Below are 16,026 nucleotides of genomic sequence, written 5' to 3'. Positions count from 1 at the left end.
ATGCTTGAATATTATACTACAGGAAAGACAGAAAAGCCAGTGGAAAATGATTTGGGAAATATGATAACACTGCGTCATGGTCATGCATGGCTGTATTTCCGAAGGAGCCGCTCCCATGCATCATCTCCAGCGGAGCTGCATGCCGTTATAGGTAATCGATGTTTTCTATTCTATTGAGGCTCTTAGTCGAGAAATCTTCCGCCGCAGCAGGGCCTGTACTATGGCTGTGAGATTTCTCCGCTCCCCTTCCGGCCCATGAAATAACAGCAGCGAAAAGTGACCCATACCATTAGAGGTACAGGGACATGAATCGGGAGAACCCAATTCTGGCCCTCAAATGGTCCAACTATCTGCCAAGCCGCACATAAAAAAAGAGCCATGCCTTCCGGCACAGCTCCCTTCTCTTACAGTCCAGCCATGGGCATGGCCTGCTTTTTCAATTTTTTCAGCGCTTTCCCTTCAATCTGGCGGATACGTTCGCGGGTGACGCCGAAGTGCTTGCCCACTTCCTCCAGCGTACGGGGTGTACCGTCATCCATGCCGAAGCGGAGAGCCAGCACGCCCTTTTCTCTTTCCGTCAGGGTATCCAGCATCTTATAGACCTGTTCCCTTCTCATGGTGGCTGCTGCTTCATCTTCCGGGGACGCGGTCTTCTGGTCTTCGATGAAATCGCCTAAATGGGAATCTTCCTTTTCGCCGATCGGCGTTTCCAAAGAGATAGGATCCTGGGCTGCCTTCTTGGCTTCCCGGATTTTTTCCACGCTGATTCCCATTTCCTTGGACAGTTCCTCATTGGTGGCTTCCCTGCCGTGTTCCTGCAGGAAGCGGCGGCCCACCCGGTTCATCTTGTTGATGGTTTCCACCATGTGCACCGGTACGCGGATGGTGCGTGCCTGGTCTGCAATGGAACGGGTGATGGCCTGGCGGATCCACCAGGTGGCATAGGTGGAGAACTTATAGCCCTTGGTATAGTCGAACTTGTCCACTGCCTTCAAAAGGCCGATATTCCCTTCCTGGATGAGATCCAGGAAAGGCATGCCCCGGCCGGGGTACTTCTTGGCAATGGATACCACCAGACGGAGATTGGCGTTGGCCATTTCCTTCTTCGCATTTCTGGCCGCTTCCTTCTCCTCCGGCGTAGCGTCTTTTCTCTTGCCCTTTTCAATGATTTTAGCCAGGTTCATTTCCTGTTCCGCGCTGAGCAGCGGATTGGCACCGCATTCGCGGAGATAGAGCCGTACCGGATCGCTAACGCCGCCGGCAGCTCCATAGTCCGCCTCTTCCGCCTCCGCTGTATCGGAGCCGCTCCAGTCCTTATCCTCTTCCAGGCCGTCTTCCTCATTTTCCAGAATCAGCTCTTCGGAAAGATCATCATCATCTTCACTGAAATCAGCTTCATCCGGCTCTCCGGTATCTTCATCTTCATCGTACACAAGATCGATATTGTGTTCATGAAGAAGATTAAAAATCCCATCCAACTGTTTCTGCGTCAATGACTTTTCTTTTGTAAACCGGATGATTTCATTGTATGAAAGATTGCCATCCGCATTGACCCTTTCCTGCAGTTCCTTTAGCCACTGTGCAAGCTGTGCTGCCTTAGCTGCCAAATTAGGGACACCTCCTCAAACATTCAAATATTTTGAGCAAAATAAATCTGTCAGGGAGCTTATATGATTGTTTTCTGCTTCGTCAGAAGCCCGTTAGAAATAGCCCGCCCTGTTTCTCTTAAGTTAGACTACAATGATACTCTACTTGCAGTCAAAAAGCAATAGAGAAAATTCATTCCATAATGGATCCTGTTTTTGTTCATAAAAAAAGCATTCCCGAAAGAATGCTTTTCATGGTGACCCAGGAGGGATTCGAACCCACGACCCACCGCTTAGAAGGCGGTTGCTCTATCCAACTGAGCTACTGAGCCATATTTTTGGTCGGGGCAGCCGGACTCGAACTGGCGACCCCCTGCTCCCAAAGCAGGTGCGCTACCAACTGCGCTATGCCCCGTGACACTTAGATATTTTATTACATTCTTCCCGATTCGTCAAGTGGAAAAATGGGAAATAGTGAGATAGTGAGATAGTGGGCTGGTTTCCTGTTGAGGTGATTCAAAAATGTGTCATGCCGGACGGGGAACTATTTGCGAAAGGTTTCCTGTTGAGCTGACCCACATTGTTATCATGTCGGACAGGAAACTGTTTGCGAAAGGTTTCCTACTGAGATGACCCACAGTGTTCCCATGCCGGACGGGAAACTATTCGCGAAAGGTTTCCTACTGAGGTGACACACAGTGTTCCCATGTCGGACAGGAAACTATTTGCGAAAAGTTTCCTACTGAGGTGATTCACAGTGCTCTCATGCCGGACAGGAAACTATCTGCGAAAGGTTTCCTGTTGCGATGATTCGCAAATGTGTCATGCCGGACGGGAAACTGTTTGCGAAGGGTTTCCTACTGAGATAATTCACATTGTTTCCATGCCGGACAGGAAACTATTCGCATAAAGTTTCCTGTTGCGATGATTCGCGATGCTCCCACGCCGGACAGGAAACTATTCGCGTAAAGTTTCCCGTTGAGGTGATTCACAATGCTCCCACGCCGGACAGGAAACTATTCGCGTAGGGTTTCCTATTGAGGTGATTCACAAATGTGTCATGCCGGGCAGGAAACTATTCGCGAAAGGTTTCCTACTGAGATGACCCACATCATTCCCATGCCGGACGGGAAACTATTCGCGTAGGGTTTCCTATTGAGGTGATTCACAAATGTGTCATGTCGGACAGGAAACTATTTGCATAAAGTTTCCTACTGAGATGACCCACATTGTTCCCATGCCGAACAGGAAACTATTCGCATAAAGTTTCCTGTTGCGATGATTCGCAATGCTCCCATGCCGGACAGGAAACTATTCGCGTAAAGTTTCCCGTTGAGGTGATTCACATTGTTCCCATGTCGGACAGGAAACTATTCGCGAAAGGTTTCCTGCTGAGCTGACCCGCATTGTTCCCATGCCGGACAGGAAACTATTCGCATAAGGTTTCCCGTTGAGATGATTCACAGTGTTCCCATGCCAGACAGGAAACTATTCGCGAAAGGTTTCCTACTGAGGTGACACACAGTGTTCCCATGTCGGACAGGAAACTATTTGCGAAAAGTTTCCTACTGAGGTGACCCACATTGCTTCCATGCCGGACAGGAAACTATTCGCATAAGGTTTCCCGTTGAGGTGATTCACAATGCTCCCACGCCGGACAGGAAACTATTCGCAAAAGGTTTCCTCTTGAGATGATTCACAGTGTTCCCATGCCGGACAGGAAACTATTCGCGTAAGGTTTCCTGCCGCTGTGATTCGCATTGCCCCACAGCATCTACACCTTCCTGTGCCCCACGTCTTCTGCCCTCACGTGTCCCAGGTAGATATTTCCTATGATCCAGGCTACGTAGTCGTCCACCGGCACGGGGACGGTACGCATGCCTCTGGGGATGAGGCGGGCAAGGCCTTTGGCGGGATGGTCCTTCCAGTACCAAGCCTCTCCCATTTCCGTGGTGTATTTTTCATCCACCAGAATCACCGGAATATCCCTTTCCATGGCTTTCAGCAGTTTTTCGCTGCGGTCTTTCATTTCCTGATGGCGGGTGCCGTTGCCCATGATGAAGGCCCGCACTGGGAATCGGGAGAGGAGGAGGCCTATTTCCTTTTCATAGGAAACAGTGGGAACTACCTTCTTCACCACAAGGCTTCCGTCTTCCTCCACCACGGCGCAGCCCGTTTTATCCTTTCCCGGATCGACGGCCAGTATCATGGATTGTCTCCTTTCCTTTCCACCCGCACATCAATGAGGAGCGGTCCCTGGGAATAAATGTCCCGTTTGGCTGTGACAGTAAGGATACACTGACCTCCGTAATCTTTGACTTTCTGGATCACATCCATCAGTTCCTGTCCTTCCAGCACACCTACGTTGCCGGTGATGGGATCCGGCAGTACCCCCTTGGACTGGGCATAGTGGTTCAGGTCTTTCAGGAAACGGAGTACCTGGAGTTCGTAATTCCGGATATCCTTATAGGCATCCAGACTGCCCCGGTATACCACTTCCCCTTTGCTGAATACAAGAAGGTTGTCATGAATGTCAAAATCAACAATCAGCCTTTCGCCGCGGATAAGATTCTGGGCTGCCACAATGCGTACCAGCTTCTTGTTTTTAGCGCCGGCGATTTCCTGCACCGCATTATCGAAATCAGCCTGGCTGATGCGGACAAGGTTCACGCTGTCATCGGTAATATTCATCTGCTGCTTCAGCATATTGTTAATATCTTTCAGCACGCTTTCCAGCACCTGCACCGTCTGCTCCCTGGTCATATGCTCATCTACTGTGACACTGGTAAGAATCTGTCCCGCCTGCATCACCACCTGTCCTTCCCGAAGGGCGTAGATATTATCAAGGAGTGTCTTCTTTTCCTCATTCAGGGTACTGATATTGCTGCTCAGCTCTTCCTTTGTCTTTTCCAGATCCTGGATTTCCCGGGCAGACTTTTCTACCCCTGCCTGGGCCTCATCGTAGGCATCCTGCACGGAAGCCAGCTCCTGCTCCATGTAAACGCGCTGGCTTTCTACCCGGTCCAGCTCCCTTGATGTTTCCTCCGACTTCTTTGTCACATCTTCATATTCCTTATTTCTGGCTTCCAGCTGGCGCTTTCCTTTTTCCAGTTCCCTGTTCTTTACTTTGATTTCCTGGTTCAGGTCATTCATCTGTGCCTGCAGCCGGGACAGGCCAAAAAGAGCCACCCGCACATTTTCATTCACCACCGCCATGACAGCAACGGTGGAGAAGGAAATGAGCACGCCGGAAATAATGGTCACGATAACCGATGTATATTTGGGCCGCAGTCCGAAGAGAGTCATCCTCTTCTTGCCTACCTTGGAGCCGATACGGTCCCCCAGAAAGGCAATGACCCCGCCCATGACAATCAGCACAAGAAATATGGCAGCCCCTATAAACATGACATTCCTCCTTCCTTTTTAATCTTAAGATGATTCTATTTTATTATACCGTCTTTTCCATGTTTATGAAATACCGGGATGGGACAGTTTCCTGCTGAGATGGCCTGCAGTGTTCCCATGCCGGACGGGAAACTATTTGCGAAAAGTTTCCTACTGAGGTGATTTACAAATGTGTCATGACGGACGGGAAACTATTTGCGAAAGGTTTCCTATTGAGGTGACCCACAGTGTTCTCACACCGAACAGGAAATTATTCGCGAAGGGTTTCCTGCTGAGGTGACCCACAGTGTTCCCATGACGGACAGGAAACTGTTTGCGAAAAGTTTCCTACTGAGATGATTCACAGTGCTCTCATGCCGGACAGGAAACTGTTTGCGAAAGGTTTCCTATTGAGATGATTCACAATGCAGCCATGACGGACAGGAAACTGTTTGCGAAAAGTTTCCTATTGAGCTGATTCGCAATGCTCCCACGCCGGATGGGAAACTATTCGCGAAGGGTTTCCTGCTGAGGTGACCCGCAGTGTTCCCATGCCGGACAGGAAACTGTTCGCATAAAAGTTCCCGTTGAGCTGATTCGCAATGCTCCCACGCCGGACAGGAAACTGTTCGCACAAAGTTTCCCGTTGAGCTGATTCGCAATGCTCCCACGCCGGACAGGAAACTTTTCTTCCATGCAAAAAGAGCCGCAGGGATTCCCGCGACTCTTTCTTTTATTTATCTACCCGATGGATGAGCCAGCAGCCTGTGACAAGGGCTATGAGGTTCGGCAGCCATACTGCCAGGGTGGCAGGCATGACGTGGCCTTTTCCCAGGGCTTCCAGGAAGGTCATGATGGCGTAGTAGAGGAAGATGATGACCACGGACAGCCCGAATCCGATGGAGGAGGAGGATCTTTGCTTCTGTACGCCCAGGGGAGCACCTACGATGGCGAAGACGAAGCTTGCCATGGGCAGGGAGAAGCGGCGGTGCACTTCCATCATGATGGGAGTAGTATCCGCATGGGCTGCTGCATAGGCCTTTTTGGTGAGGAGCAGTTCGCGGATGGTCATTTCATCATAGTTCTTCTTTTCCTTGGGAATATCTTCCGGCGACTGGGCATAGGGGATGTCCTGCCGTTCGAAGTGCATCATGCGGTCCACGCCGTCACCGGTGAGGTCATAGATAATGCCGTCGGTCATGACCCATACGCCGTTCTGCCAGATGGCTTTGGGGGCATTTTCCACCCGGATCACTTCTTCGTTCTGGAATTCCTGGACTGTAATGTTTTCCAGTTCCTTAGTGGAAGGGTTATACCTTCTGGCATAGAGAAGGTGGACGATTTTCCCGTTCTGCACATCCCGCACCACCACATGGTCCGTAACGCCGGGATTGAAGTTCTTCTTGATTTCCGTATTCAGCACGTACTCATATTCCCGGTTCGTCCAGGGCACCACGTACTCGTTGAAGGCCACGGCGCAGAGGCTGATAAAGAGGGAAAGGATGAATACCGGCGCCGCCAGGCGGAGGAAGCTCTGTCCGGAGGAACGCATGACGATGAGTTCGCTGGAGCCGGAGAGCCTGGAGAAGCACATAAGTGCCCCCAGGAGCACTGCCATGGGGAATGTGTATACCACGATACGGGGCAGGGCCAGGATGAAGATTTTAAGGGCGGAAACGGGAGACGCTCCGTATTTCGTCACGTAGCTGGCAATTTTCAAAAGGGTATCCGCCCCCAAAAAGATGGCGGTAAATGCGGCCACGCCGAAGAGGAAGGGGCCGAGAAATTCTTTTAATGTGTATTTGTCCAAAAGTCTCATCAGAATTCCCTCCCCTGATTGGTTGTATCTGTCATAAGCTGAAATTTTCTCCCAGATAGAATTTCTTCGCCACCGGATTGACGGCAATTTCATCGGCCTTTCCTTTCAGAAGGATTTTTCCTTCGGAAAGGATGTAGGCATTGTCCACAATACGCAGGGTTTCCCGCACATTATGGTCGGTGATCAGGATGCCGATGCCCCTTGTTTTAAGGTGCATCACCACGCTCTGGATGTCTTCCACCGCCAGCGGGTCAACGCCTGCAAAGGGTTCATCCAGAAGGATGAAGGCAGGATCCATGGTGAGGGCCCGGGCGATTTCCACGCGGCGGCGCTCGCCGCCGGAAAGGGCATTGCCCTGGGTATCCCTCACATGACCGATATGGAATTCTTCCAGAAGGGCTTCCGCCTTTTCTGTCCGCTCTTCGGGGGTCAGTTCTTTTCTCGTTTCCAGAAGGGACATGAGATTTTCCCATACGGTCATTTTTCGGAATACGGAGGCTTCCTGGGGCAGGTATCCGATGCCGAACTGGTGCCGTTTGTAGATGGGCATGCCCACCAGGGAGGTGCCGTCTACGGTAACATCCCCTTCATCGGGCTGGATAATGCCTACAATCATGTAGAAGGTGGTGGTCTTTCCTGCGCCGTTGGGGCCCAGAAGGCCTACGATGGTGCCCTGTTCCACTTCCACATTCACATGGTCCACCACGGTACGCTCTCCATACCGTTTGATAAGGTTGTGTGTTTCTATTTTCATTTGCTGTCCTTCGTTGTCAGGGGGGCTCCGGCTTCCTCCGGCCGTCCTGCAATAGGAGTGGCAGCGGTCACCGGTCCCTGGGGGGCGCTTCCCGTGTCGGAAGAAGAGCTCCCTTTATCCGATGTGTCTGCCGTGCTTCCTGTATTCGTAATCACAATGGTGCTTCTGCCTGTGGTTTCCACCACTTTGTCAGCGTCCCTAAGCACCAGCTCCGGCCCGGTGAAGGAATTGCCGTTCTGGTTCACCCAGGCATTGCCGGAAAGCACCAGTTTCCCGTCGGTGCCGTCCCTGCCGGTTCTTGTATAGACAGCTTCATCGCCGTAGCCTACGGCATTATGAAGGCTGCTGGAAAGGTTTACGCCGCCGGTGGCTACCACTTTCACCTGCTTCATGTTGCCTTCAATGTGGGGCGCTTCCAGGGTGCCGTCAGGAGAGGACAGGTATCCGTTTCCTTCGATTTTGCCAAATCCCGTATCCGGATTGTACATGACATCGTCTCCCTTGAGGGTGCGGTTTTCCGCGCCGTCATGGAAATTAACGCTGCCTATGCCCCGGGCGGTTTTATCCTGGTAGAGGTACATTTTGGCCGCATCCAGGGTAGTGGCTTCCTTCACATAGTGTACGCCGCCTTCCAGGTAGGCGCTTCTGTCTTCAAAGTGGTACTCCCCCTGGGATGCGGTAATGGTAGCGCCCTGGTTGGCATGGATTACCACGTCCCCCCTGGCCGTCACTACCTTCGTATTTCCATCATAAGTCAAAACGTCGGCTGTAATATCATCAGCCATGGCTCCTCCGGCAGCGCCTACGGAAATGGCCAGTGCCGCCAGTGCAGTATATAAGAATCTCACTTTGTCCCCTCCTCATCTGCCAGCTTTGCATGTCCTCTGGCCGTAATCTTCTGAATCACCCGGTCCGCCTCGAACCGGTCGGCGGTGAGTACCTTGCCATCCCTCTTCACCACAAAGGCCTTGTCGGTGGAAAGGATATCCTTATTGCCATCGTAGGTCAGGTTTTCTGCATAGAGCTCTTCGCCCTCTTTGCCATACCCTTCTACATTGCCTTCAATATAAATAATTTTGGTGCTGCGGTCAACCCTGCCCCGGTCCGCCTTCAGATGGAGCTCGTCGCCGTCCTTAGCAAAATAGCCCTCCACATTTTCCATGGTAACATGGTTCTGGTCCTTGCTCACCGTCACATGGGCGGCTTTGAATCGCCATACCAGCTTGCCGTCCTTTGTTTCCTTCATGTCCGAATTATGGAACTCGATGGAAGGGCCCTGTGATGATGCGGCATGCATGCCTTTGTTATCATCTTTAAAGAGGAAATAGATGCCTCCTGCAATCAGGAGAACCAGCACTGCAATTAAAATCAGATTCCGGTTCTTTTTCATTCCTTTCCTCCTTTGGTTTCGTTCCACTCTTCGTCCATGCCTACCGCAAACTTTTTCTTTTCTTCCGGGCTGAGTTCATTATACATCCGGATCTTGCCGGGGCGGGTCCAGAACAGGTGCTGGAACCAGAGCCAGTCGGAAGGATGTTCCTTAATGAAATCTTCCATAATGGATGCCATTTTCTGGGAATTTCTTAGAAGATCCCTGTCCTTGTCTCCCGTATTCTCATAATAGAAATGTTTCCCCACACAGATGGTGTGGCCCCTTCCCCCTTCATTTCTTACGATGAAAATGGGGACGATAGGCGCTTTGAATTTCTTTGCAAACACCGCCGGTCCCTGGGGGAAGGAAAAGACACGGTTCATAAAAAGCACCGGCACCCCTACCTTGTTTCCATCCTTATCGGAAAGAAAACCCAGTATGTGGTTTTTCTTCATGGAACGGGCGGCTGCAATCATTTCATAGCCGCCGGTACCGGTGAGATAGATATGCTGCCCTGCCATGGCACGGTAGCTGTTAATCATTTTCATGAGAGCATCGTCGGACTGTTTCTTCCCGATGGCCGATGTATCATAACCGTGAAGGGCAAGGCCGGCGCCCAGCCATTCCCAGTTTCCCATGTGGGCCGTAAGGCCTACGATACCTCTGCCCTCTGCATAGGCAGCTTCCAGGTTTTCCGGATGGTCGATTTTCACATAATCGTCAATGTGGTCCTTCTCCCGGCACAGGCGGGGCATGTACATCATTTCCATGGCAGACATGCCTATATTTTCATAGACCTTTTGCAAAAGCTTTTCCGCTTCCGGACGGGAAACGCCAAGTCCGATCATAATCTGCCGGATTCCCCGTTTCTTCTGTTTTGCTATGCGGTTCATAATGCAGGGGCCCAGAAAACGCCCGATGGCCAGGATATGATCATAGGACATGGAGCAGAGAAGGCTGCTGATTCCCTTCAATATCCCGTAACGTACATTGAATAACATGGCTTCACTTCTTTCCGGAAAACAAAATTATATACAAAATGAAATCCTCCTACTGCTGCACCCTATGGCTGCCGTCCCGGTAGGAATCCACCGCTTCCTTCCAGCGGTGCTGGGATTTCATTACCTTTTCTATCAGTTCCCTGGCCGCACCCCGGCCGCCTTCAAAACGGGAAATGAAATCAGCGCACTCTCTCACTTCCTTCACCCCGTCTCTGGGAGAAGCGGCAAGGCCCACCTTTTCCAGAAGGGGCAGGTCGTTCAGGTCATCGCCCATGTAGGCCGCCTCTTCCCAGGAAAGGCCTTCCTCTTGAAGGAGCTTTTCCATGGCGCTTACCTTATCGGAAATGCCCATAAGGATGAAATCTACGGACAGTTCCCGTCCCCTGTTTTCCACAATGGGACTTTTCCTGCCTGTAATGAAGGCGGTTTTATAGCCCATACGGTGGGCCAGGGCAAGGGCCAAGCCGTCTCTGGCGTGGAAGAGCTTGAAGGCCTCTCCCGTCCCTCCCATAACCAGCACGCCGCTGGTGAGAGTGCCGTCCACGTCAAAGGCCAGCAGTTTGATTTTCTCCGCCTTCTTCATCACATAACCCCCTGTTTGAGGAGATCCGTAATGTGGATCATGCCGATGGCCTTTCCTTCCTCATCGGTGACAGGAAGGACGGTAATGGGATGGGGCCGGTGTTCTTCCATCATATGGAGCCCTTCCGCCGCCAGTTTTTCCCTGTGAATCACATGGGGATTCACAGTCATCACCGCATCCACCGGCAGGGACAGGAAATCTACGCCCTTTTCCAGGCCCCGCCGCACGTCGCCGTCGGTCATGAGCCCTTTGAGCCGTCCCTTTTCATCCACCACCGACACGGCGCCAAGGCCCTTGTCGGTCATCACAAAGAGAGCATCCTTCACCGAAGCCGTTTCCACAATAAGAGGATTTTCTTCTCCTTTGTGCATCACCATGTCCACGGTGAGAAGGAGCTTCTTGCCCAGGGAGCCGCCGGGATGGAAAATGGCAAAATTGTCGGCAGTGAAATGGTGCCTTTCCATGAGGCATACTGCCAGTGCATCTCCCAGAGCCAGGGCGGCGGTGGTGGAACTGGTCGGTGCCAGTCCCAGGCTGTCCGCTTCCTTTGCCACCCCCGCATCCAGCACGGCATCCGCATTTTTGGCAAGGGTGGAATGGGTCTTCCCCACCACCGCCACCAGCTTGGCGCCGATACGTTTCAGGGAAGGAAGAATATTCAGCACTTCCGCCGTTTCGCCGCTGTTGGAGTAGGCAATCACCACATCATCGGCGGTCACCATGCCCAGATCCCCGTGAATACCTTCCGCCGGATGGAGGAAGAAAGCCGGCGTGCCGGTGCTGGCCATGGTAGCTGCCACTTTGCGGGCAATGTGACCGGACTTGCCCATACCTGTCAGCACCACCCTCCCTTTGGCGTTTTCAATCAAATGAACAGCCTGCTCAAACTGGCCGTCCAGTTTATCCACCAGGGAAACCACCGCCTCCGCTTCATCGCGGAGCACTCTCGAAGCTGTTTCAATGACTGACATACTGCCTCCATCATGCTGCAATACAAAGGAAATAGAATTCCATATTCTTTCTATTATACAATACTTTTTCTTTGAAATATATGATTGAGAAAAGGTTCAAAGGGTTCAGAGGGTTCCCTCCAATTTTATTGTCCCCCCGCCTGCGGGGTGGCAGGGGAACCGGATTCATAGGGAGCCCTTGGGCGACTGAGAATCCAGTGGCACGCTTCCCTATGGGTGAAGGTGGTGCCGCAGGCACCAAAGGGGGTAGGCCTATGGCGCGAAGGTTGTGGTATCGCCCGGGCAATGAGTTTTATATTCCCGCTTTCGGCGGGAAGTCTGATGTCTGATAACCTGACGTCTCTTTTCGAAACCATTTCCCGGTAAGCGGCAAGCGGATAGCGGATAGCGGATAGCGGATAGCGGATAGCGGATAGCTGCCTATACTATCCCACTGTCCTACTGTCTCACTAACTCACCAGCTCACTAGCTCACCAGCTCACTATTTCCCCAGACCCTTTTCCTTATCCTTCTTCACCACCTGGTTAATAGCAATCAGATCTTTCAGCAGGTCTTCCAGGGAAGAGAGGTAAAGCATGTTGGTGGAGTCGGAGAGGCCTTCCGGCGGATTGTCGTGGACTTCCATGAAGAAGCCGTCTACGCCGGAGGCTGCTGCCGCCCTTGCCAGGTAGGGGATGAATTCCCGCTGGCCGCCGGTGGAGCTGCCCATGCCGCCGGGAAGCTGTACGCTGTGGGTGGCGTCAAAGATAACGGGGTAGCCGAACTGGCGCATAATGGGGAAAGAACGCATATCCACCACCAGGTTATGGTAGCCGAAGGATACGCCCCGTTCCGTCACTGCCAGGTTCGGGTTATGGGCTTCTTCCATTTTCTCAATCACATTTTTCATATCTTCCGGCGCCATGAACTGGCCTTTTTTCACGTTCACCGGCTTGCCTGTCTTGGCAGCGCCGTACACCAGGTCCGTCTGCCGGCAGAGGAAGGCAGGAATCTGCAGCATATCAAGCACTTTGGATGCCGGCGCCAGCTGGGTAACGTCATGGACATCGGAGAGCACCGGTACCTGCAGTTCCTTTTTAATGTCCGCCAGGATTTCCAGTCCCTTTTCAAGGCCCGGTCCCCGGAAGGAATGGTAGGAAGAACGGTTTGCTTTGTCATAGGACGCTTTGAAAATGTACTGAACACCCAGACGGTCGCAGATTTTCTTGATTTCCCGTCCGATCATCAGGGTCCGGTCGTAGCCTTCAATAACGCAGGGGCCGGCGATGAGGAAAAGTTTTTCCCCATCCAGGGTAAGGTTTCCTACATGGATTGTTTTCATAAGTGGTTCCTTTCAAAATACTCATTGGCTTTCTTCAAGTCAGCTTCTGTATCAATGCCTATATCTTCCGTCTTTACCGGAATCACGCCGATTTTATATCCCATTTCCAGGGCCCGGAGCTGTTCCAGGGACTCCGTCTTTTCCAGGGGTGTCTGTTCCATTTTCGCATAGGCCAGAAGGAAATCACGGCGATAGGCGTAAATGCCTACATGCTTCAATGGCGGCTCTTCGAAATCATGACGGGGATAGGGGATAAGGGAACGGGAGAAATAAAGGGCTTCCCCCTTCCTGTTTACCACTACCTTCACCGCCGATGGGTCATCGTATTCTTCTTTCCGAAGAGGGGTAGCCACGGTGGCCATGTCCAGCTCCTCATGGTCCATGAGGTCCCTGGCCAGACCGTCGATGACATCGGGATCAATCAAAGGCTCATCGCCCTGTACATTGACGATAATGTCATACTGGGGAAATTTCTCCGCCACTTCTGCCAGCCGGTCCGTGCCGGTGGGATGATTAACGGAGGTCATAACCACCTTCCCGCCGAAGCTCTTTACTTCTTTTTCAATATCTTCATGGTCCGTAGCCACGATCACCGTATCCGGCACCTTGGCCAGAAGGGCCCTTTCATATACCCGGTGTACCAGCGTTTCCCCTGCAATCATGCGGAGGGGTTTTCCCGGAAGGCGGGTAGAGGCATACCGGGATGGAATAATGCATGCAACTTTCATTTCAAATCCTCCCATTGCTTTTCAATGAGCCTTTGGTCTCCCAGAAAGGCCATTTCTATTTCCAGTACATAAAAAGGAACCACTGCCCTTTCCATTTCCGGAAGGTTCATCATTTTCACAGCGTCCTTTTCCGTGGTCACAATCATATCAGCGCCATACTTCACCGCTTCGGACATAACATTTCGTATGTCCTCTTCTGTATAGCGGTGATGGTCGTCATAGGCCATCTCGCCGGTAAGGAAAAAGCCCGCTTCCTTCGCAGTTCCTGCAAAGGCCTTGGGATTTCCTATGCCTGAAACCAGGTACGCCCGCTTTCCCTGTATGGAAGAAAGGTCTCCTTCATGGACCCTTTCTTTCCAGCGGGCAAAGGGCACCGCCTTTGCGGGACGGTGGCAGGCGGAAATCACAGGGACCGGGCCCGCTTCCCGCGCCAGCTGTCCTTTGATTTCTTCCACCTTTTCCGGCGATACCTGGTCGCTTTTTGTCAGGATGAAAAGGCTGGCCCGCTTTAATGCGTCCGGAGGTTCCCGGAGAAGACCCCGGGGAAGGCCATGGCCATAGCCAAAAGGATTGGTGCAGTCCAGAAGCACTATGTCCCTGTCCCTTTTCAATTTCCAGTACTGGAAGCCGTCATCCATAAGGAGCATATCCGCTCCCAGCTCTCTCGCCCGCCGGGCCGATGTAATGCGGTCTCTCCCCACCAGCACAGGCACCTCTGGCAGCTTCAGGGCCATCATGTAGGGCTCGTCCCCTGCCGCGCTCTGGGATACAAGGATACGCTTCCCGTCGGAAACGACGCCCCCTTCTTTTTCAAGGCCGCTCCGGTAGCCCCGGCTGATAATGGCCGGATGAAATCCGTCTTTCTCCAGCAGCTCCGCCATGGCGATAATGCAGGGCGTCTTCCCGGTGCCGCCGGCGGTGATGTTGCCTACGGAAATAACGGGAATCCCGCAGTCTGCTGCATGGGCCATGTCCTTTTCCCTCTTCTTCACCACCTGGGAAAGATATACCTTTTCCAGCTTTTCCAGAAGATGGAGCACCAGACGGTCCCGAAAAGAGGGAGCCCGATTTTTCATTAGACCGGTTACATAATTTTCAAGACTCATGCTTTTTCCCTCAGCTTGATACCGTATTCTTTCACCAGATCTTCAAAGGCTTCAATATTTCTCTTCGTAGCCCCCTGGTTTTCATGAACCACTTCCAGAGCAGCTTCTCCCATTTTTTTCATTTTTTCCGGATTTCCCAGAAGTTCCAGCAGTGTCTTCTCAAAGGACTTTTCATCCGGCGTCATGATGCATACGCCTCTTTCGGAAAGAAGCTCGAAGATTTCCTGGAAATTGAACATATAGGGTCCTACAAGCACCGGCTTCCCGTGGGCTGCCGGTTCCAGGATGTTATGGCCCCCTACTTTTACAAAGCTGCCGCCTACGAAAACCACATCCGCCAGGCTGTAGAGACGTCCCAGTTCTCCGATGGTGTCCAGAATGACGATCTGGGCGCCTTTTCCGTCATCTTCCTCCGTTCCCATTTTGGAGCGGCGGAGCACGGTGTAGCCCTGGTGCTTGATCATAAACCGCACGGAAGCGGCTCTGGTAATTTCGCGGACTGCCAGAAGGAGCCGGGCATGGGGGTACTTTTCCAGAATCTTGCCAAAGGTGCGCACCACGATTTCCTCTTCGCCCCCATGGGTAGAGCCGGCTACAATGATGGGACCTTCGCCGTCAAAACGAAATTCCTTCCGGAGCTTCTGTCTTTCTTCCTCCGATACTTCCGCATAGGTCTGGTCATACTTCGTATTTCCTGTAATAGCCACCCTCTCGGGCAGGGCGCCCATGGAAATAATCCGTTCCCTGTCGATTTTCGACTGCATGCAGAACTTTCGGATTTGAAGAAGCATTTTCGTGGTGAACCGCTTGATGAGGGAATAGCGGCGCATGGAACGTCCGCTGATTCTCCCGTTCATCATCATCACCGGAATATCTTTCTTCCATGCCAGACGCAGGAAATTGGGCCACAGCTCCGTCTCGATAAGAATGATAGCCTTGGGATTGACAATATTTACAATCCGTTCCGTAATCACCGGCAGATCGAAGGGGAAGAAAATGTGACCGTCCGCTTCGGGAATGATGCGCTGGGCCATGCGGTGGCCTGTGGCGGTAACCACGGACACCACTACCATTTCGTCAGGATACTTTTTCTTAAGTTCCCGCACGATAGGGCTGGCTGCCACCACTTCCCCTACGGAAGCAGCATGCACCCAGATGGCATTATGGTCTGCAATCTGCAGCAGCGTAGGGGTGGGCATAATGCCGGCACTCTGCTTCAGCCTGTCATAAAAGCCTTCTTCAAAAACAAGCCGGTAAATCAGAAGGGGTATCTGGAGAATCCAGTAAGCCACCAGGCAGATGTTATAAAACCAGTACAATGGGATATCTCCTTTATCGGAACAATCAGGGGGAGAAGAGATTTGAGATTTGAGATTTGAGATTGGGGATTGGGGATTGGGG

14 protein-coding genes and 2 tRNA genes are annotated in these 16,026 nt (G+C 52.1%); all 16 read right to left on the bottom strand.

Annotated features, from left to right (window positions below):
* Positions 1 to 404 precede the first annotated feature (404 nt).
* Complete coding sequence (gene rpoD, locus Q0482_RS07900; protein ID WP_299145274.1) at positions 405 to 1,607, bottom strand: RNA polymerase sigma factor RpoD; 1,203 nt, start codon at positions 1,605 to 1,607, stop codon at positions 405 to 407.
* Between the two features lie 234 nt (positions 1,608 to 1,841).
* A tRNA-Arg gene (locus Q0482_RS07895) sits at positions 1,842 to 1,918 on the bottom strand.
* Between the two features lie 7 nt (positions 1,919 to 1,925).
* A tRNA-Pro gene (locus Q0482_RS07890) sits at positions 1,926 to 2,001 on the bottom strand.
* Between the two features lie 1,359 nt (positions 2,002 to 3,360).
* The gene (locus Q0482_RS07885) at positions 3,361 to 3,795 is read right to left on the bottom strand and encodes a ribonuclease H (RefSeq protein WP_299145272.1); all 435 of its coding nucleotides are present in this window, start codon (positions 3,793 to 3,795) and stop codon (positions 3,361 to 3,363) included.
* Entirely contained in the window at positions 3,792 to 4,991 is a 1,200-nt protein-coding gene (locus tag Q0482_RS07880) for a DUF3084 domain-containing protein (RefSeq protein WP_299145270.1), read from the bottom strand. The genes Q0482_RS07885 and Q0482_RS07880 overlap by 4 nt, the downstream gene beginning before the upstream one ends.
* 712 nt (positions 4,992 to 5,703) lie before the next feature.
* Positions 5,704 to 6,789, bottom strand: a complete 1,086-nt coding sequence (locus Q0482_RS07875) for an LptF/LptG family permease (protein WP_291056420.1) — start codon at positions 6,787 to 6,789, stop codon at positions 5,704 to 5,706.
* 31 nt (positions 6,790 to 6,820) lie between these two features.
* Positions 6,821 to 7,543: an LPS export ABC transporter ATP-binding protein gene (gene lptB / locus Q0482_RS07870; RefSeq protein ID WP_299145268.1), complete on the bottom strand. Its 723-nt coding sequence runs from the start codon at positions 7,541 to 7,543 to the stop codon at positions 6,821 to 6,823.
* Positions 7,540 to 8,391 (bottom strand): LptA/OstA family protein, encoded by an 852-nt coding sequence (locus Q0482_RS07865; RefSeq protein WP_299145266.1) that lies wholly within the window; start codon positions 8,389 to 8,391, stop codon positions 7,540 to 7,542. The genes lptB and Q0482_RS07865 overlap by 4 nt, the downstream gene beginning before the upstream one ends.
* Entirely contained in the window at positions 8,388 to 8,933 is a 546-nt protein-coding gene (gene lptC, locus Q0482_RS07860; RefSeq protein ID WP_299145264.1) for an LPS export ABC transporter periplasmic protein LptC, read from the bottom strand. Before lptC ends, Q0482_RS07865 begins: the two co-directional genes overlap by 4 nt.
* Positions 8,930 to 9,916 carry a lysophospholipid acyltransferase family protein gene (locus tag Q0482_RS07855; RefSeq protein ID WP_299145262.1) on the bottom strand — a complete coding sequence of 329 codons (987 nt, stop codon included), beginning with the start codon at positions 9,914 to 9,916 and terminating at the stop codon, positions 8,930 to 8,932. Before Q0482_RS07855 ends, lptC begins: the two co-directional genes overlap by 4 nt.
* A 49-nt stretch (positions 9,917 to 9,965) precedes the next feature.
* Positions 9,966 to 10,499: an HAD hydrolase family protein gene (locus Q0482_RS07850; RefSeq protein WP_299145260.1), complete on the bottom strand. Its 534-nt coding sequence runs from the start codon at positions 10,497 to 10,499 to the stop codon at positions 9,966 to 9,968.
* The gene (locus Q0482_RS07845) at positions 10,499 to 11,470 is read right to left on the bottom strand and encodes a KpsF/GutQ family sugar-phosphate isomerase (protein ID WP_299145258.1); all 972 of its coding nucleotides are present in this window, start codon (positions 11,468 to 11,470) and stop codon (positions 10,499 to 10,501) included. The genes Q0482_RS07850 and Q0482_RS07845 overlap by 1 nt, the downstream gene beginning before the upstream one ends.
* Positions 11,471 to 11,951: 481 nt before the next feature.
* Positions 11,952 to 12,791 carry a 3-deoxy-8-phosphooctulonate synthase gene (gene kdsA / locus Q0482_RS07840; RefSeq protein ID WP_299145256.1) on the bottom strand — a complete coding sequence of 280 codons (840 nt, stop codon included), beginning with the start codon at positions 12,789 to 12,791 and terminating at the stop codon, positions 11,952 to 11,954.
* Positions 12,788 to 13,519 carry a 3-deoxy-manno-octulosonate cytidylyltransferase gene (gene kdsB / locus Q0482_RS07835; protein WP_299145255.1) on the bottom strand — a complete coding sequence of 244 codons (732 nt, stop codon included), beginning with the start codon at positions 13,517 to 13,519 and terminating at the stop codon, positions 12,788 to 12,790. The genes kdsA and kdsB overlap by 4 nt, the downstream gene beginning before the upstream one ends.
* Complete coding sequence (lpxK, locus tag Q0482_RS07830) at positions 13,516 to 14,625, bottom strand: tetraacyldisaccharide 4'-kinase (RefSeq protein ID WP_299145254.1); 1,110 nt, start codon at positions 14,623 to 14,625, stop codon at positions 13,516 to 13,518. The genes kdsB and lpxK overlap by 4 nt, the downstream gene beginning before the upstream one ends.
* On the bottom strand, positions 14,622 to 15,944 hold the full coding sequence (locus tag Q0482_RS07825; protein ID WP_299145253.1) for a 3-deoxy-D-manno-octulosonic acid transferase: 1,323 nt from the start codon (positions 15,942 to 15,944) through the stop codon (positions 14,622 to 14,624). Before Q0482_RS07825 ends, lpxK begins: the two co-directional genes overlap by 4 nt.
* Positions 15,945 to 16,026 lie beyond the last annotated feature (82 nt).

This window comes from uncultured Dialister sp., from assembly GCF_937959425.1.
Classification (GTDB): Bacteria; Bacillota; Negativicutes; order Veillonellales; family Dialisteraceae; genus Dialister.
This window is presented reverse-complemented; position numbering and strand designations above follow the sequence as displayed.